The organism is Lysinibacillus sp. AR18-8, from assembly GCF_001705465.1.
Lineage (GTDB): Bacteria > Bacillota > Bacilli > Bacillales_A > Planococcaceae > Lysinibacillus > Lysinibacillus capsici.
On record NZ_MDGU01000030.1, the window covers coordinates 54999 to 73211 of the forward strand.

At 36.6% G+C, this 18213-nt stretch carries 20 protein-coding genes and 1 pseudogene; 16 read left to right on the forward strand and 5 right to left on the reverse strand.

Translation table 11 applies throughout. The features are described 5' to 3' along the window. The first annotated feature begins 142 nt into the window (after positions 1 to 142). Both yhbH and BFM98_RS19640 read left to right on the forward strand, forming a co-directional pair. The gene (gene yhbH / locus BFM98_RS19635; RefSeq protein ID WP_048394843.1) at positions 143 to 1300 is read left to right on the forward strand and encodes a sporulation protein YhbH; all 1158 of its coding nucleotides are present in this window, start codon (positions 143 to 145) and stop codon (positions 1298 to 1300) included. A gap of 44 nt (positions 1301 to 1344) precedes the next feature. Continuing rightward, the gene (locus tag BFM98_RS19640; RefSeq protein WP_066038215.1) at positions 1345 to 2748 is read left to right on the forward strand and encodes a SpoVR family protein; all 1404 of its coding nucleotides are present in this window, start codon (positions 1345 to 1347) and stop codon (positions 2746 to 2748) included. A gap of 201 nt (positions 2749 to 2949) precedes the next feature. Here BFM98_RS19640 and BFM98_RS19645 read toward each other — a convergent pair whose 3' ends face one another. Further along, positions 2950 to 3363, reverse strand: a complete 414-nt coding sequence (locus BFM98_RS19645) for a hypothetical protein (protein ID WP_048394838.1) — start codon at positions 3361 to 3363, stop codon at positions 2950 to 2952. Between the two features lie 196 nt (positions 3364 to 3559). Between BFM98_RS19645 and BFM98_RS19650 the strand changes: the two genes are divergently transcribed. Further along, positions 3560 to 4435 (forward strand): radical SAM/SPASM domain-containing protein, encoded by an 876-nt coding sequence (locus BFM98_RS19650; RefSeq protein ID WP_048394836.1) that lies wholly within the window; start codon positions 3560 to 3562, stop codon positions 4433 to 4435. 41 nt (positions 4436 to 4476) lie between these two features. Here BFM98_RS19650 and BFM98_RS19655 read toward each other — a convergent pair whose 3' ends face one another. Then, positions 4477 to 4866, reverse strand: a complete 390-nt coding sequence (locus BFM98_RS19655) for a helix-turn-helix domain-containing protein (protein ID WP_004225641.1) — start codon at positions 4864 to 4866, stop codon at positions 4477 to 4479. A 211-nt stretch (positions 4867 to 5077) separates the two neighbouring features. On the opposite strand from BFM98_RS19655, the gene BFM98_RS19660 reads away from it, so the two are divergent. Beyond that, positions 5078 to 5731: a restriction endonuclease subunit S domain-containing protein gene (locus BFM98_RS19660; RefSeq protein ID WP_066038216.1), complete on the forward strand. Its 654-nt coding sequence runs from the start codon at positions 5078 to 5080 to the stop codon at positions 5729 to 5731. A 44-nt stretch (positions 5732 to 5775) separates the two neighbouring features. Here the strand turns inward: BFM98_RS19660 and BFM98_RS19665 are convergent, their stop codons facing one another. Beyond that, positions 5776 to 7449 carry a ribonuclease J gene (locus BFM98_RS19665; protein WP_054548998.1) on the reverse strand — a complete coding sequence of 558 codons (1674 nt, stop codon included), beginning with the start codon at positions 7447 to 7449 and terminating at the stop codon, positions 5776 to 5778. Between the two features lie 264 nt (positions 7450 to 7713). Here BFM98_RS19665 and BFM98_RS24670 point away from each other — a divergent pair, with 264 nt between their 5' ends. Both BFM98_RS24670 and BFM98_RS19670 read left to right on the forward strand, forming a co-directional pair. After that, positions 7714 to 7797 (forward strand): hypothetical protein, encoded by an 84-nt coding sequence (locus BFM98_RS24670; protein ID WP_375543421.1) that lies wholly within the window; start codon positions 7714 to 7716, stop codon positions 7795 to 7797. After that, a pseudogene (locus tag BFM98_RS19670) lies at positions 7788 to 8087 on the forward strand (DUF2935 domain-containing protein); the annotation flags it as partial. The gene BFM98_RS24670 and the pseudogene BFM98_RS19670, both read left to right, overlap by 10 nt. Before the next feature lie 39 nt (positions 8088 to 8126). On the opposite strand, the gene BFM98_RS19675 reads toward BFM98_RS19670, so the two are convergent. Further along, positions 8127 to 8621 (reverse strand): L,D-transpeptidase family protein, encoded by a 495-nt coding sequence (locus BFM98_RS19675; protein ID WP_048394827.1) that lies wholly within the window; start codon positions 8619 to 8621, stop codon positions 8127 to 8129. A 133-nt stretch (positions 8622 to 8754) separates the two neighbouring features. Here BFM98_RS19675 and BFM98_RS19680 point away from each other — a divergent pair, with 133 nt between their 5' ends. The 6 genes from BFM98_RS19680 (at position 8755) to BFM98_RS19705 (ending at position 12439) form a co-directional block, all read left to right on the forward strand. After that, complete coding sequence (locus BFM98_RS19680) at positions 8755 to 8988, forward strand: hypothetical protein (RefSeq protein WP_066038217.1); 234 nt, start codon at positions 8755 to 8757, stop codon at positions 8986 to 8988. Positions 8989 to 9032: 44 nt separating this feature from the next. Next, entirely contained in the window at positions 9033 to 9242 is a 210-nt protein-coding gene (locus BFM98_RS19685) for a hypothetical protein (protein ID WP_004225632.1), read from the forward strand. Between the two features lie 12 nt (positions 9243 to 9254). Continuing rightward, on the forward strand, positions 9255 to 9452 hold the full coding sequence (locus tag BFM98_RS19690) for a hypothetical protein (RefSeq protein WP_048394825.1): 198 nt from the start codon (positions 9255 to 9257) through the stop codon (positions 9450 to 9452). A gap of 78 nt (positions 9453 to 9530) precedes the next feature. Beyond that, the gene (locus BFM98_RS19695) at positions 9531 to 9719 is read left to right on the forward strand and encodes a cysteine-rich CWC family protein (RefSeq protein ID WP_066038218.1); all 189 of its coding nucleotides are present in this window, start codon (positions 9531 to 9533) and stop codon (positions 9717 to 9719) included. Between the two features lie 102 nt (positions 9720 to 9821). Next, the gene (locus tag BFM98_RS19700; protein ID WP_004225628.1) at positions 9822 to 10406 is read left to right on the forward strand and encodes a DUF305 domain-containing protein; all 585 of its coding nucleotides are present in this window, start codon (positions 9822 to 9824) and stop codon (positions 10404 to 10406) included. 281 nt (positions 10407 to 10687) lie between these two features. Further along, a complete protein-coding gene (locus BFM98_RS19705; RefSeq protein WP_004225627.1) occupies positions 10688 to 12439 on the forward strand; it encodes a methyl-accepting chemotaxis protein in 1752 nt (583 codons plus the stop codon). Between the two features lie 40 nt (positions 12440 to 12479). Here the strand turns inward: BFM98_RS19705 and BFM98_RS19710 are convergent, their stop codons facing one another. Beyond that, positions 12480 to 13073, reverse strand: coding sequence for a metallophosphoesterase family protein (locus BFM98_RS19710; protein WP_048394823.1), 594 nt, complete (start codon positions 13071 to 13073; stop codon positions 12480 to 12482). 244 nt (positions 13074 to 13317) lie between these two features. Between BFM98_RS19710 and BFM98_RS19715 the strand changes: the two genes are divergently transcribed. The 4 genes from BFM98_RS19715 (at position 13318) to cuyB (ending at position 18000) form a co-directional block, all read left to right on the forward strand. After that, positions 13318 to 14814 carry a class I adenylate-forming enzyme family protein gene (locus BFM98_RS19715; protein WP_066038219.1) on the forward strand — a complete coding sequence of 499 codons (1497 nt, stop codon included), beginning with the start codon at positions 13318 to 13320 and terminating at the stop codon, positions 14812 to 14814. Between the two features lie 117 nt (positions 14815 to 14931). Then, positions 14932 to 16014 carry a C39 family peptidase gene (locus BFM98_RS19720; RefSeq protein ID WP_254660063.1) on the forward strand — a complete coding sequence of 361 codons (1083 nt, stop codon included), beginning with the start codon at positions 14932 to 14934 and terminating at the stop codon, positions 16012 to 16014. Positions 16015 to 16069: 55 nt separating this feature from the next. Continuing rightward, positions 16070 to 17302 (forward strand): carboxylate--amine ligase, encoded by a 1233-nt coding sequence (locus BFM98_RS19725; protein ID WP_054549004.1) that lies wholly within the window; start codon positions 16070 to 16072, stop codon positions 17300 to 17302. Further along, on the forward strand, positions 17299 to 18000 hold the full coding sequence (gene cuyB / locus BFM98_RS19730; RefSeq protein ID WP_066038221.1) for a cysteate racemase: 702 nt from the start codon (positions 17299 to 17301) through the stop codon (positions 17998 to 18000). Before BFM98_RS19725 ends, cuyB begins: the two co-directional genes overlap by 4 nt. Positions 18001 to 18213: the final 213 nt, after the last annotated feature.

Below are 18213 nucleotides of genomic sequence, written 5' to 3' on the forward strand. Positions count from 1 at the left end.
CTTTAGAGCATGGTCGAAAAAAATCTGGACCCATTGAGGCGTGATTGATAGATATACAATTGATTTTATGAAAAAAGTTCAAAAATTTAGCTCACAAGCATAGTATAGAAAAAGCGAATTTGATAGATGGGTGAGGATAAAAATGACTGAACACGAAAATAAACGCTTTGTCATTTCTCAGGAAAATTGGTCCCTCCATCGTAAAGGGCACCAAGACCAACAACGCCATATGGAAAAAGTGAAAGATGCGATTAAAAATAATTTACCTGATTTAGTTAGCGAAGAAAGTATTGTGATGTCCAATGGTCGCGAGGTTATTAAGATACCAATTCGGTCACTTGATGAATATAAAATTCGATATAACTATGATAACTCTAAGCATGTAGGGCAGGGACAAGGGGATAGTAGTGTTGGAGATGTAGTAGCGCGGGATGGCAGTAAGGCCAATCAGGCTCCAGGTAAAGGAAAAGAAGCGGGTGACAAGCCTGGCCAAGATTATTATGAAGCGGAAGTCAGTATTGAGGAAATTCAAAATGTTTTATTTCATGAATTAGAGTTACCTAATTTACAGCAAAAAGAAAAGGCAGATATTAAAACAGAAAAAATAGAGTTTAATGATATTCGAAAAAAGGGACTCATGGGTAATGTCGATAAAAAGCGTACCATTTTAAATGCATTAAAGCGCAATGCGATGCATGGGAAAGCAGAAATAACGCCAATCCACAATGACGATTTACGTTTTAAAACATGGGATGAAGTGGAGAAACCAGAATCCAAAGCAGTAGTGCTCGCCATGATGGATACAAGTGGCTCAATGGGCGCATTTGAAAAATATTGTGCGAGAAGCTTCTTCTTTTGGATGACGAAGTTTTTACGGTCAAAATATGAAACAGTAGAAATTGAATTTATTGCTCATCATACTGAGGCAAAGGTTGTCACAGAAGAGGAGTTTTTTACAAAGGGTGAAAGTGGAGGAACCATTTGTTCTTCAGCTTATAAAAAGGCATTGGAATTAATTCAGGATAAATATCATCCGTCTCGCTACAATATTTATCCTGTCCATTTTTCAGATGGTGAAAATATATCGATGGACAATGAAAAGTGCTTGAAGCTAGTAGGAGAGTTAATGGATGTATCCAGCATGTTTGGCTATGGTGAGGTGAATCAGCATAACCGATTCTCAACGCTTATGTATACGTATAAAAAAATTGATGATCCTAAATTCAGATACCATATTTTGAGAAAAAAAGGCGATGTGTATGACGCCTTAAAGAGCTTTTTCAAGAAAAGTGAAGAGTAACATGGAAGTATCCTCAGCACCACGTTCAAAGGAGGGGGCGTAAAATGGACACAAAAGAGCTTCATCGTGCAATAGATGAAATTACCGAAATTGCCTCAAGCTTTGGCTTAGATTTTTATCCAATGCGTTATGAAATTTGTCCAGCAGATATTATTTATACATTTGGCGCCTACGGTATGCCCACGCGCTTTTCCCATTGGAGCTTTGGTAAACAATTTCATAAAATGAAGCTTCAATATGATTTAGGACTTAGTCAGATTTATGAGCTTGTCATTAATTCAAATCCTTGCTATGCATTTTTACTCGATACCAATACTTTAACCCAAAATAAATTGATTATTGCCCATGTTCTAGCACACTGCGATTTCTTCAAAAATAATATACGTTTTTCTAATACAAGAAGAGATATGGTAGAAAGTATGACCGCAACTGCGGAGCGAATAGCTGGCTATGAGAGAGAGTATGGCAAGGATGAGGTGGAGCAGTTTTTAGATGCTGTTTTAGCTATTCAAGAACATATTGATCCATCAATTTTAAGACCAAAGCTATCCTGGAGTGAGGAGGATGAGCTTGAGGAGGAAAAAACACCAACAAAATCACCGTATGATGATTTATGGAGTATAGAAGAAAAAGAAAAAGTTTATAAACCAATTCGACGCAGATTAAAGCAATTTCCTCCTCAGCCAGAAAAGGACCTGTTGTTATTCTTAGAGGAACATAGCCGTGAATTGGAAGACTGGCAACGAGATATATTAACAATGATGCGAGAGGAAATGCTTTATTTTTGGCCTCAATTAGAGACTAAAATAATGAACGAGGGTTGGGCCTCATTCTGGCATCAACGAATCATGCGGGAGCTAAAGTTAACTACTGCTGAAACTATCGAATATGCCAAATTAAATGCGGGGGTTGTGCAGCCCTCCAAAACATCGATTAATCCATATTATCTTGGGATTAAAATTTTCGAGGATATTGAAAATCGCTATAATAATCCTACCGAGGAAATGAAACGGTTAGGTGTTTTGCCAAATACGGGACGTGAAAAGATTTTTGAGGTAAGAGAGGTAGAATCAGATATTTCCTTTATTCGAAACTATTTAACAAAGGATTTAGCGAAGCGTGAAGATTTGTACTTGTTCCAAAAGAAAGGGAATGAATACCGTATAACGGATAAGGATCACGAGATGGTTCGCGATCAACTTGTATCCATGCGTGTAAACGGAGGCTTCCCATATATTGTGGTAAAAAATGGTGATTATTTGCGGAATGGCGAGCTATATTTAGTTCATGGCTATGAAGGGATGGAGTTAGATCCACACTATTTAGAAAATGTATTACCTTATATTTACCAGCTATGGGGACGTCCTGTTCATTTAGAAACCTATGTCGATAAAAAGCCGATGCTCTATTCATATGACGGCACAAAAAATTATAAACGCAATGTATAATAAAAAAACTTCTATCTGTTGAGGGTACCATCAAGCAGATAGAAGTTTTTTCATCGTGTTGAAAAACAAAACCATCAATAGTATTTTTGTGAAATGTCAACAATCGGTTGCAGGCTACTTGCTTTCCAGTGGCAGAGCACAGAGCCCCTTCGTGTAAAATGGCCTTTTTTTTGCTACTGACATGATCTTTTTGAAACCAATCTACTCATCTTCTTCAGTTAATACATCAGTTTCTTCATTACTTTCACTATGGTTAGAGGATGAATGAATATCACTTTCAATGACAAGACTATCCCGTACTTTAATGCCTTGTTGCCCACCAGCCTCGTCATTATTATTACCAGCAATACCACTTCTTCCATTACCGTCAGCAAATTGCGAATTGACGTTGCGTGTGTGACTACCGTTACTAGCATTTTGTCCACCTTGGTTGGCATTTGTGCCTACATCATGATTGATTTGGCCTCCGCCTTCTGCACGTTGCTCAAAGTGAAAATCTGTATTTCCTATATTGAATGTGAAGTTTATTGTTATATGATTTTTCCCTTGTTTGTTAGAGGATTCCTGCTCAGGTTCGTCAGGTCCATAAAATTTTTTAGAATTAAAACCAGACATCGTTTCTCCTCCCTTCCTTTCCTATTACTATTAAGATATTAGCGCTTCTTGAACCCACCTGTACGTGTAGCCATGTTACCTAGAGAAAAGGTAGGAGTGTCCAGAGGGAAGCTCAACGATTTTTGCTATCTATCCAATAAATTTGTTAAAATGAATGAGATTTGATTATTTAGTGAATGGGAACGGAGAAGCAACATTGAGAACATTTAAAAAGGTTTATATAGAAATTACGAGTGTTTGTAATTTAGCATGTAGTTTTTGTCCACCTACAGCGCGTGCAAAGGGGCTTATAAAAGTCGAACAATTTAATAAAATATTAGATGAAATTCGTCCACATACAAAATATATTTATTTGCATGTGAAAGGAGAGCCATTACTACATCCAAGAATTGATCAGCTATTAGACGCTGCCCATGCAAAAGGATTCAAAGTCAATATTACAACGAATGGTACGCTAATCAAAAAAAATCGCGAGAAAATATTAGGAAAGCCAGCATTACGTCAAATTAATTTCTCGTTGCATAGCTTTGATGGGCATGAAGGCTCTGAAAATCGTGAAAAATATTTAGAGGATATATTGGATTTTGTGCGAGATTCTAGGGAATACAATACGATTATTTCCTATCGTTTATGGAATCTACAACAGGATCATGTTTCGGATGTTGCAGCTCGTCGCAACCGCGAGACTTTAGAAATATTAGAAAATGAGTATCATCTTGATTATCGTATAGAAGAAAAAGTAGAACCTGGTAAAGGGGTAAAAATTGCGCCTCATGTATATTTAAATCAGGATCATGAGTTTAGATGGCCAAGTCTCCTAGAGCCAGAGGATGAAGGTAAGGGTTTTTGCCATGCACTGCGTAGTCAAGCAGCTATATTGGTGGATGGTACCGTAGTACCTTGCTGTTTGGATGGGGAAGGTGTCATTAATTTAGGAAATGTACATGAAAAATCCTTCTCCGACATTGTAGAAGGGGAGCGTGCCAATAAGATTGTTGAAGGCTTCTCGAGAAGAGAAGCTGTGGAAGAATTATGTAGAAAATGTGGCTATCGTCAAAAGTTTGGTATGTAGCTACTAAAAGTTACTTTGAAATAAAAAAGCAGCTCCAATGGTCATTGACCGTTAGAGCTGTTTTTCTTTGATTGAGAATCAATCGTATCTAAAAAATCCTTCGTTATACGAACTACATATTTTACCTCGTCTAAATTTCGTTCTCTTAATAATGAGCGATGAATGTCTAGCATGAGGTTTTTCTCCTCAATATCAGTAACGCCAGATAATTTTTGAAAATTAAATAGCTCCTCAGGGGTAATGTCTAATGCCTTCATGATTGTTTCCAAAGTACTTAAGGTAATATTAGATTGTCCATGCTCAATATTGGAAACTCTTCCTTTACTGAAACCTAACTTCCCTGTTCTTTCAGCCACTTCTTCTTGGCTAAGTCCTTTAGATAATCGAATAATCCGAAGTTGTTCACCTACTAGCTTTAAAAAATCTGACATATGATTCACCTCTATGTTAAAAGCTAGTGAAAAACAATGGAAATGACTATACTATTATAGTGGTATAATAGAGAAAAAGTTACATTAAAATGGTACAATCTTTAGAGTAATACTTTTATCCAGACAAATGACCTAAATAAATAACTAGGTATGCGTTAATGAAGATTGTATTTAGGGTATTAATTGGGACAGAGGATTGGAGGGTTCATACATGGTGAAGCAGTTTTTTTTAGAAGAAATAGCAAAAGTCCAAATTGGTCATTTAATTTTGAACGATCAATGTTTTACTAGGGAAGGTACTCCTTTTATCACCAAAGCAACACTTTTGAAATTATTGGTAGATGATGATGCTAGTCAAGTGCCAAAGATTGATCACACGGTTGATTCATTAAATTTGTCACTGGTACCTGCAAAAAGCATTCTTCTCAACAAATTAAATTTAAAGGAAACCATTATTTATCAATGTAAAAAAGCTGTGTGCATCGGTCATGATATCATTGCCATTATTCCAAATGAATCCATTGTTGTTAGTGACTATTTATTTCACTTTTTTAAATGGTATCAAATAAATAAAGAGAGGCGTCATATCCTTCGTATAATAATTGAATTACCTCCTCTTGATATACAGCATAGAGCAGCTCAACTATTAAACGCTATTCAACATTTATTAATGAATAAAGATTCTTTAGTCACAGCGGTAGAAAAACTTCCACAGTATTTCGATAATGTATCAAAACAAGTAAATCAGCATTCAAAAAACTTACATCATAGCTTTGAACAGCTCCAATATTTATATGCTGATATGTTACATAAGGTTTATAATGGAGATTTCTTAAATGATTCCTTTCAAAGGTTGAGCAATTAACATAAGTCGGTGCAAATGGATTGGGCAATCCTTGCACCGACTTGTTAAATTTCAATAATAATTGGTAAAATCATGGGCTTTCTTTTTGTTTGGGTAAATAAATATTGTCCAACAGCTCTTTTAATTTCTCGGCGAAGGACATGTATTTGCTGTCTGCCCTCTTCTTGAAGCTCATTGACGATTTCTTTGGTAAGCACATTGACTTTAGTTAACAGTGCCTCGAAATCTTTAGCATAAACAAAACCACGTGAAATGGTATCGGGTTCTGAAATAAAAGCTCCGTCAGCTTTATTGAGTGTCAACACAATAACAAGCATTCCGTCTTCTGAAAGTTGCTTGCGATCACGGAGGACAATACCTTCCACCTCACCAATGCCAATCCCATCAACATAGGTATCCCCAGCAGGAATTTTCCGTGTCTGCCTTGCCTTTGAATTTTCAATATCAACTACATCACCATTTTTCATAATAAATGTATGTCCCTTTTGAACGCCAATAGATTCTGCTAATAAACGATGTTGATGTAACATACGATACTCACCATGAATAGGGATGAAGAATTTAGGCTTCATAAACGTCAGCATAAGTTTCAAGTCCTCTTGATGACCATGTCCTGATACATGCATACCTGTATGACTGGAAGAACCATAAATAACCTTAGCACCAAGCTGAAATAAATTGTCTACAATGCGAGAAACGCCCTTTTCATTACCTGGGATTGGTGAAGCCGCAAGAATGACTGTATCGTCTGGTAAAACCTTAATTTCACGATGATTACCATTTGCTATTCTTGCTAGTGCAGCTAGAGGCTCACCTTGGCTACCTGTGCAGAGGACCACGACATCTTCTGGTGGGAGGTATTTGACCTCTCGTGCATCAATTAACAGATCTTCTGGTACAAATAAATAACCTCGTTCAATCGCGACATCAACGACATTGACCATGCTACGCCCTACTAAAGCTAGCTTCCTATTGGTGGCAATTGCAGCATGTACGATTTGTTGGATGCGATTAACATTTGAAGCAAAGGTTGAGATGATTACTTTTCGTTCAGCATGTAAAAAGGCTTCCTCGATATGATGCCCTACAAGTTGCTCAGAAGGGGTCAAACCTGGTCTTTCTGCATTTGTACTTTCTGAAATAAGGACAAGCACACCCTTTGAACCGATTTCAGCCATTTTATGAATATCAGCAAACTGATTGTTAACGGGCGTTAGATCAAATTTAAAGTCTCCCGTATGGACAACATTTCCTTCAGGGGTAGCTAAAACGATTCCTAAACAATCGGGTATACTATGATTGGTTCTAAAGAAACTAATATCGATTTGTCCTAAATGTAGTGCTGAATCAGCATGAATTTCAATTAAATCCGTTTCTCTTAAAAGTTTATGTTCCTTAAGCTTTAACTCAATAAGTCCGAGGGTGAATCGGGTAGCATACACAGGGACGTTTAATTTTTTTAATAAATAGGGAATTCCACCAATATGATCCTCATGTCCATGTGTGACAATTAATGCCTTAATTTTCTCCTTATTATCAAGTAAAAACGTAATATCAGGAATGATTAAATCAATTCCGAGCAGGGTTTCATCCGGAAATTTTGCTCCACAATCAATAATAATTATGTCATCTGCATATTGTACTACATACATATTTTTACCAATTTCATTTATCCCACCTAGGGCGAATATGGATAATAGCTGTTTACTTGTTGACAACGTATTTCCCTCCTATAGTTTTAAATAAAGCCATCTAAATGGTTTTGCCATAGGTAGTATAGCTTTTAGCATTTCATCCTATACGAAATTTACAGTAAGACTAATTGTATAGCACGAAGAATAGAATGGGGAGATAACAGAAAGCAAAGACAGCTCGAGGGAAGTTTTTTAGTTTATTTCTCTAAAATCAAGATAAGAGGAGGTAGACCTTTGTCAAATTTTGTGCAACATGCCATTTTCGAGCATAGATTTTGGCTAGAAATCATGCAAAACCACGCTCAATTTATTCATGACGCCCTCTATCCCTCAGAAAAGGATGATATTCAAAGAGCCCATAGAAGCGTTTGAAGCAAAAGAGCCATGAGTTTGCTCAACACTTTGAGCAATTTTATTTAAAGGCTGTTGAATTAACAGGCTATTTACGTACGAATATGAATTCCTTTCCTGCTTTAAAACGCTTTAGTAAAGATGTTGAGCTTGAAATGACATTATTTAAAACATTTTTAAGAGAGCTAGAAGAGATGGAGCTAAGTGCAGAGGTGCTAGGTGCATTTACAGCTCCTATGGCGGATCATATGTGGCGTGAGGAGCAATACTATTTAACGAAGCTCGCACAGGCTAGAGAACAAGATAAGTAAAACAAGAGGCTATCTAAACTAACTAGATAGCCTCTTAAGTTAGGGATGAATCACTACTTCTGTACCTATTGGCACAATACTGGCTAGCTCTTCAACATCTCGATTTTGCATGCGGATACACCCATGTGAAACAGCATGCCCAATAGAGCTAGGATCATTTGTGCCATGAATTCCGTAGTGTTGTTTAGAAAGACTCATCCACATCGTGCCAAAAGGACCACCAGGGTTTGGCGCTTTATTGATGATCATAAAACTACCTACTGGTGTTTCGTGAAGCATGCGTCCAACTGCAATTGGGTATTGTTTTTGAAGGATATTGTCTCTATATAAACGGAGCCAGCGATTGTTGGTAGATATCTCAATACGGTAAGGAATTGTGTCGGGCTCAGGCAAGCCAGGGATGACGATTTGTTGACCCATGAAAAGATGATCAGGCTGAATTCCTGGATTAGCAGCGAGAATGGATGCCAAAGATGTACGGTAATCTTGAGAAATTTGAGTAAGGGTTTCACCAGCTTTGACAGTATGAATCAATTATTGTTCCCTCCAATGCAAAGGTTTATTGCTCTACTATATGCATCAGATGTTTTATGTAATTTTAGGAATGCAAGGTTTTTCAGTTTCTGGACAGAATAAGCGGTGACATTCAGGATTAAGGGGCATAAAGATGAAGGAATTTAAAATTACGTATTTTTTTGATGAGGTACATTATGTACGAAGATTCATTTTTATTGAATCGCAACAAGAGGCAGAAAAATTAGTGAAAAATGAACGTGATCAATATATCTCCTTTACGGATAGTAGGGGGATATACCATGAACTGCACACAAAACATGTACGAGTTATTCAAAAAGCTGAGTATCATCGAATTGATAAAAGTGCGAAAGAGAAAGACACATAATCTGTTCAGCATTACACACATTATAGGAAAAGGAGTGTGACAGAATGGACATCGAAAAAATACCACATGAAAAGAAAATGTTCATGAATTTAAATAGTAAGGACAAGCCTGACATGGTTGAATCAGATACGATTAGTCTTTTCGATCTGCATGAGGATATGCAAACTGTAGATGCCATTCCGATAGAGGAACTCAATAAGCGTGTAAAAAGAGAAGGCGACGAATTAATTGAAATGCAGCCAGATGAATTATAGGAGGTAAAAATGATGAATCGTGAAAAAGACATCCAGTTTACATCTGCAGGCACAAATATTAACGAAGTGAAGCAAAAAAATGCAGAGGCAGGATTATCCTATAATGAAGTGAAGGCCCTGCTAGCAAAAAGTGGCGGACGTGGAACATCTATTTATAGTGACACTGACATTGAAGAGGTAAAACAAGATATACACAAGCATCAACATTAAAGTTTTGGGAGGAGCAAGGTATTTAGCGCTCTTCCCTTTTTATTTTACAATGATGAAAAATAAAGGAGTTGTGAAAGCATGTCAACTGGAGAAATGAAATGTCCATTAAGCGGAGGCGAAAACCATTGTGGCGTGGCAAAAGGTGAAAAAGAGTGCTGGTGTATGACAGTTAGCATTCCAGAAACCCTGTTAACTACAGTGCAAAGAGAGCCAAATCTATGCATTTGTTCAACATGCATAGCTACATATAAGAAAGAGGAAGTATAGTTTTTTACGATGATAAAGGTTGGTAAAAATTGAGCAATTGGTACAATTGTCTATCGCACAACAACCTAGCAGGCATACATTACTCTGAAAGGAGTGTGTCTAATGGCTAAACCAATTGAACTCAGTAATGTGACAAAGGCATATTTAGAGGAATATCAGCGAATCCTCAAAAAAATGATGCAGGGTATGACCTATGTAACCATTACTTGTAGTATCTCAGAAAATTTTATTAAGCAAATCATCCCTCATCAAGTTGCAGCAATACAAATGTCTGAAAATGTTTTACGTTATACAACGAATATACCTGTGCAAAATCTCGCCTTAGAAATCATTCGCACACATACAGAAATGGTTGAGAGTCTTGAAGCGATACAAAATCGATGTTGTGTCGTACAAAATTCAGAGTATGAATTATACGAGTATATGTGTGCTTACAAAGAAATTACAGAAGCTATGTTCAATGCAATGTGTGCTCCACCAGTCTCTAATAGCATTAATATCAATTATCTTCGGGAAATGATTGTCCATCATCAGGGTGGTATACGACTGGCACAAAATGTGCTTAGATTCTGCATCTGTCAAGAGTTAATTCCAATCCTACGTTGCATGATTCAAACGCTGTGTGAGCAACTAGAAGCCATGGAAAAGCTACTGGATAGTTTACAAAATTGCGATTGCGAGTGCTAGCACTAACGAGAAGTTTATATGGGAAGAAGGCGCTAAATCAATCAGGATTTTAGCGCTTTTTCTGCGTAAAGACAGTGTTTAACTAAGAAAATAAGAAATTGTCAATAAAGTGGACGAAAAAATAATAAAGTGTAAAGAATTAAATGAGAATCTATTTTTGTCATTCTATTGTTGGTAAAATATATATGTTTTATTAGTTGAAGGTAATGAAGAGAAATCTATAATTGGCTTTAAAATATTGGTAATTTTAATTTACTTGAATACAACTAGGAGTGGGAGCTATGTTCAAAAGGAAGAAGATTAATCAAAGTTATGATTATTTTTCGGCTACGAAAAATTCAGACATCGAAACAAATGAACGCTTTAAAGAAAAATTGGATTTCCTTGCTTTATCTAGAATTAGAAGAGAATCTGTTGGGTTTTTACGTAAAATTTATGAGAATAATCGACAGCATATACTCGATAATTTTTATGCTCGTCTACTGGAAATCCCAGAGTTTAATCATGTCATCAATACACATTCGACAGTAGAGCGCTTAAAAGGATTATTTGATACACATTTTATTAGCTTATTTGATGATGAATTAGATTTAGATTATGTCTTTAAGCGTCGTAAAATTGCTTATGTTCATGCAAGAATTGGTGTACTACCGAATTGGATGATATCTGCCTATACACTGATTAATCAATTAATCATTCCACTTATTGTCAAAGAACTATCTCGTGATGAAGAAAAAATGCTGGATGTTTTATTGTCTTACGATAGCTTAGTAACAATTGATCAACAAATTATTTTGGAGACCTATATTGAAATTCAAGCAGGATCTGTAGTAAATGGATTAGGTGAAATAATTACTTATAATACACAGTTAGACACCATTAAGGAACTGATTGAATTTCAGGAGATTCAGCAACAGGAGATTGTTGCAGCAGATCAATTAATGCATGAGTTAGACGAAAGTATTGAAGAAATTGCCACATCAGTGGGTGATATTTCAGAGCAAACAAAGCATGCCTTTAAAAAATTAAATCAGGATTTGGAATCATTACAACAAGTATCATCTATTTTACAGACAACCGATGAAGGCCATAAATCAATGCAGGAAGATATTAGGCGTTTAGTTGAGCGTGTAAATAGTGTAGCGAAATTAATGGAATTAATAAAAAAAATAGCAGATCAAACAAATTTGTTGGCTTTAAATGCATCAATAGAGGCCGCTCGTGCTGGAGAAGCAGGAAAAGGTTTTGCGGTTGTTGCAGAGGAAGTTCGGAAACTTGCTGATGATACAAGTACATCTGTCAAATCTATACATACAGATATACAGGAGCTACTTCATATTACCCATAATATTAGTTCATTAACGACTCAATTTTCCCAAGATTTACATCAAGGTGTTACAGATACCTTATATATATCACAGACGCTAGCTGAGCTAAATAAAAACTTACAGCAGCAGGGGGCGCGCTTTGAGGAAATAGCTACAACGACAAAGGTACAGGCACAATCTGCTACTACTATTTCTGAACGTAACCATACAATTACAGAGAGCATGCAAAAAAGTAAGGTAATCGTTTTTGATATGGGCTCCGCCATTTATAAATTAAGTAAAATGATTGATGGATACCGATCCACAACAATTTCTAAAAACTTTATTATTAGCCAAGAGGATATTATTGAATTAGCTATTACCGATCACCTATTGTGGAGATGGAAAATCTACAATTTGCTACTAGGCTTTGAAACGATGACGGAGCAGGATGTAGGGTCTCCAAAAGAATCACGCCTTGGCGAATGGTACTACGGCACAGGAAAGAAACTCTTAGGTGATGAGCGTGTCTACGCAGAGTTAGAACAACCATTTATTCACGTGCATGATATAGCAAAAAAAGCAGTGCGTGAGTACAATGTAGGCAATAAAACGGGCGCTGAAAAATACCTGAAAGAAATTACGGATGAATCGTATGTTGTAATTGAAAAATTAAAAGAGTTAAAGGAAATTTTATTGAGTGAGAAAAAGCAATATATTCATTAAAAAATGGAAAGCAAGCTAGTCTACATACTAGCTTGCTCTTTTATAGATTAATAGGTGGAACACACATAAATGTCACTGTACGCTTTTGGCTATCATAAAGACACCATTCACGGTGATTGATAACAGAGCCTACATTCACACCATATTGTTTGTCTTGTAACGCAATTGGTTGCCCGTAGCGAATACGAATCGGCAGCTTTTTTTGTTGATGATAAAGACCTGATTCGTGACTATGCCCGAAGAAAAATAATGGTTTTTGAAAGTGTGGGAAAGTCGGTTGCCAGCTTACATTCCACCTAAATTGATGTCCGTGCATAAGCGTGGCTCCATCAATCTCTATTGTCTCTGGTAAAGCTTTAAAACGTTCAATGCCAGTGACCTGAGTAATACGTTCTTCTTGATTGCCTCGAATAGAGGGGAAGGTTAGCAGTTTTTCAAATTCACTTTCTACTATGGCCGCCTTTTGCAAAGGTAAGCCAGATATGGTTTGTGCCTTTTTCTTACTAACAGTGCATTCATATAAATCCCCTAACCCAATGATTGTTGCTTCCTCTGCTGTTTGTTGAATATGAGCTAGAACAGCTTTAGTGTCTTCTATATTAGAATGTAAATCTCCTAAAAGTGCATAAAGCATTTAAACCCGGCCTTTCCTAATAATAATCGTACAAGTATCATACACCTAATAGAAATTACTAGAAAAGTAAAATGTCTATGAATATTTCGTTACTTCAGCTACATATTTTGAATGTGTGGAAAAATTGCCAAGAAATACATTGCTTGATAAAATATAATCGTAATTTTCAGAATTTTAAGAAGTTTAATAGTTTCCCATTCTTGTTTATTCAATAATAATAAAATGAAAGTATGGAGGGCTTATAATGACGAAGTTTATGACAGATATTCTGGAAGACTATGCAGGGCAGCAACCAAATGCAATTGCAACATTGTATGATGGAAAGGCAATAAGCTATCATGATTTTTACCAACGTGTAGAAAGATTTGCGACTTACTTGCAGGAACAAGATTTTAAAAAGGATGATGTGATTGCCCTATATACGCTCAATTCAGATTTATTTTTAATCGCATATTTAGGTGTCCAATTAGCTGGATTTATTGTGATGCCAATTAACACTAAATTAGCTGCTCCTGAGGTTGATTTTATTTTTAATCATTCACAAGCAAGGGGCTTAATTTTTGATGAAAGATTAACAGAGGTATTAGAGGACGTTTCTTATTCATTCCAACATACAATCGGATTTCAAGAAATGAAAAACATAATTGAATATGATAATCGTGCTAGAAAAATTGTGCAATTAGAGGCTGACGATACGGCAGTGGTCATGTATACGTCGGGAACAACAGGTAAACCCAAAGGCGTCATGCTAACGCATCAGAATATCGTGGCTACAGCAGATATTTGGTCTTCTTCTATGAATATGTCTAGCAAGGACAAAATGTTTATTTGTACGCCTTTGTTTCATTGTGCAGGTCTTCATGTATTTGCTATGCCTATGTTTTATAGAGGGGGAACAGTGGTCATTGAAGAAGCATTTTCACCAACTAAAACGTTAGCTCAAATTGTAGCTACTGAGGCGACAATTTTCTTTGGTGTTCCATCTATGTATACCATTATATTAAATACTCCTGGATTCAAGGAACATAGCTTTAATCATTTACGTTTATTATGTTACGGTGCTGCCCCGATGCCTTATGAGCTTGTAAAGCAAGTGAAAGAAGCATTTCCAAATGTAAAGGTTCAAAATCTTTATGGTCAAACTGAAAATTCACCTGCAGCTACCTCTTTATTAGATACGGATGCATTGACGAAAATTGGCTCAGTTGGAAAACCATTAGCACAGACAGAGGTTTGCGTAGTTAATAGTGAAGGAAAGACCGTACCAGCTGGAGAGGTGGGCGAAATATGCGTAAGAGGACCACAAGTAATGAAGGGCTATTTACGCAATCCAGAGGAAACAGCAAGAGCGATGAGGGATGGCTGGCTGTACTCAGGCGATTTAGGACGCTTTGATGAGGAAGGCTATTTATATATTGTAGATCGAAAAAAAGATATGATTATTCGTGGTGGAGAAAATATTTATCCCATCGAAATAGAAGAAGTTCTATATCAAATGCCGGAAATTTTAGAAGCAGCAGTGGTTGGATTGCCACATGAAGTATATGGAGAAGTACCAAAAGCATTTGTTGTGTTAAAGGAAGGGAAGTCTCTTGATGAAAATTCGATACTATCCTATTGTCAAACACGACTTGCCAAATACAAAGTACCTTATGAAATTGAATTTTTAATAGAATTGCCACGAAATGCCTCTGGGAAGGTACTAAAGCATACATTACGGCCGAAAGTGACAACAATTTAAGACAGTTCAATTATCCTTTGGCATAATTGCTATCCAGATTTTTGGGGTTCACTGTCTTGTGTAACTCGCTATTAGTACAAAAAATAGTTACTAAATGAAGATAAAATAGGAACGGCTATGAAAGTATCGTATAATAGAGTCTACGACAAATTGAATAATGAGAATGGCGAAGAGGCTGCTCTTCGCCTTAGAATAGGAGCGGAATTTGTCTTGTGGACGGGGTATAAACGCCTTTTACTTATTGGCATTTTGATTATTATGTTACTTTCAGGCTGTCAGCCATTTTCTTGGCAAGGTGCTGAACAAAAAAATCAATTAACGGTTTTAACAGTAGAATTTAATAGCGGGGCACCTATTCCAAATCTTTTCCTTACGGTTACAGATGTACAAACAGGTGATGTAGTGGAAGAAGCGATTGGTTCAGAAGAGGGAGAAGCTATATTTTCGAAGCTAAAGGCAGGGAGAGAATATGCAATTGCGGCAACGACACTTGAAAATAGTACGACAAATAATGGGTATACAACAATCGAGAATTTCACTTACGATACAACAAAGCCCTATTATCGATTGCAAACACACTTTTTAAGAGACGATCAGGAGTTAGATGTCCCTGTTGTCATGCAAAACCCCGAGCTGCCACATGGCTGTGAAATTACTTCACTTACAGCCGTATTAAATTATTTTGGAATGAATGTGTCAAAACTCGAAATGACTGACAAGTATTTACCAAAGCAAGAAATACGAACAGTAGGCAATCAACGTTTTGGACCAAATCCCAATGAAGCTTTTGCAGGTAATCCTCGTGATAAAGCTCGTGGCATGTATGTTTTTGCTGCTCCAATTGTCAAAGCGGCTGAGGCAGTTATTACAGATAAACAAGCTGACTTACATGTCAAAAATATGAGTAACGCCTCACAGGATGACATTTTACAGCTTGTGCGTGAAGGTATTCCTGTCGTGACATGGGTAACGCTAGATTTATCAAAGCCTAAACGAAAAGCAGAAAGAGGCTGGATTTATGCAGGTGAAACGACTCGACATGATGCTTTTATGAACTTACATGCAGTCGTCTTAACGGGACATTTAGGTGATAAGGTAGTCGTAATGGATCCTTTAAAAGGGTATGTTACTTACAATGTCGATCAATTTTTCAAAAGTTATCAGGAATTAGGCAAACAAGCTGTAGCTGTTCATAAATAAGCTATAAATCATTAGTATGTTACACTAATAAAAAAGTTAAAGTGAGTTGAGTAGAATGGCCATTGAGCACGTTTTTTTACCTGTTTTACTTGGAGATGAAATGAATGCTTATGGCATGGCCAGAGCATTTTACGAAGCCTATGGTGTGAAGCCACTTGCACTAAACCATACAAACATGGAAAAAATTCAACAAAGTGATTTATGGACTTTTCGCGAGATACCGCGACTTCATATCGAAGAAAGATTTGTGACCGCCCTAAAAGCCATAGCGGAGGAGTTCCGAGACAAAAAATTACTGCTATTAGCCTGTGATGAATTTTATGTCAAAAGAATCGTAGAACACAAAGAAGAGTTAGCAGAGGATTTTCTAGTTCCCTATGTAGACGCCACACTTGCGCATCAACTTTTAACTCGTGAAAGCATGTATGAGCTATGTGCACAATTTGGTTTTCAATACCCTGCTACACATGTATGCACGGTGAATGATTATGAAGACTACAACATGCCATTTGATTATCCAGTTGTCATTAAGCCCATGAATATGACAAAATATGCTACTTGTATTTTTCCTGGTAAGAAAAAAGTATATATTGCATATGATAAGGACGAAAAGGACAGTATATTACGTGCTATCTATAAAGAATCAGCTTATCGTGATGATCTGATGATTCAACAATATATACCAGGTGAAGACGCTAACATGCGTGTTGTTAATGCATATATAGGACAAGATGGGAAGGCAAAACTTCTTGCCGTAGGAAACCCTATTTTAGAAGAACATTCTCCAGAAGGGATAGGACGTTATGTAGCGATTATGACAACCTATCATCAGGAATTAATGGATAATGTTAAGCTATTCCTTGAAGCGATACAATTCCAAGGCTTTGCCACATTTGATATGAAATATGATGATCGTGATGGTCAATATAAATTGTTGAGTATTGAATTACATAATGAACTTTCCAATTATTATGTGACGGCCAGTGGCTTTAATTTAATGCAGTATGTAGCGAACGATTATGTTCGAGGAAGTAAACAACAACTAACATATGTGAGGAACAAGCATCTTTGGACAATTGTACCGAATGGTGTGCTGTTCAAATATGTTCAAAATGAACAACTAGTAATGGAGGCGAAAAGTTTAATTCGTCAAGGTATGGCTACAGATTCTATTTTTAATTATAAGGATATGAATGCAAAACGTTGGTTGAATGTCACGCTTGATAATTTAAGCTTTTATCGTAGCTATAAGAAATATTTTAATAACAAAGGTCTGTCTAACACATGAAAAAACAAACTTTAGGTATAATTGGTGGCGTTGGTCCACTTGCAACAATGTTTATAGGAGAAATGATTGTAAGACGTACGAAAGCACAAAAAGATCAGGATCATTTACATACCATTATTGATAATGATACAAATATTCCTGACCGTACGGCCTTTATTTTAGATAATACAAAGGATAATCCAGTTCCAGTCATTATTGAGGATGCAAAAAAATTAGCTTCGGTAGGAGCAGACATAATAGCGATCCCATGTAATACGGCGCATACGTTTTATCAAGAAATTGAAGAGGGTTCTCCTATACCTGTCTTGCATATGATTCGCGAAACAGCGAAGCGTGCTGCTGATTTAGGAGCAAAGCGAGTAGGTATTTTAGCAACAACAGGCACGTTAACATCACGGATGTATCAGGAAGCACTTGAGGAGTTTGGTATTACACCAGTTGTTCCAGATAATGAAATGAGATCCTATGTGATGTCGATCATTTATGATTATGTCAAGGCTGGGAAGGATGTTACGCTAGAAGATTGGCAACCGATAGAAGAGGCGATGCTAGCACTAAATTGTGATCGAATTGTATTAGGTTGTACAGAGCTATCTGTTGTAAACAGAGATTTAAAGCTAAGTGACATTTATATTGATTCATTAATCGTTTTAGCTGAATGTGCCATTTTAGCTTGTGGTTATGAATTAGTCGATTAGTTGAATTGAAAAGAATCTGCTTGCTTTTCACGGGTAAGCTACAATTCTTGAAAGAGTTGTGGACAGGCTTACTTTCCGTGTTGAGTGAAGCAGATTTTTTATGAAAGGAAGCAATGTTCTCTTGAAACGATTAGACAATTGCTTACGTACATATAAAGTAGGAACCTACGGAGTGTGTTAAACTAGTGTCAAGTAGATAGAAGGTGGGAAATA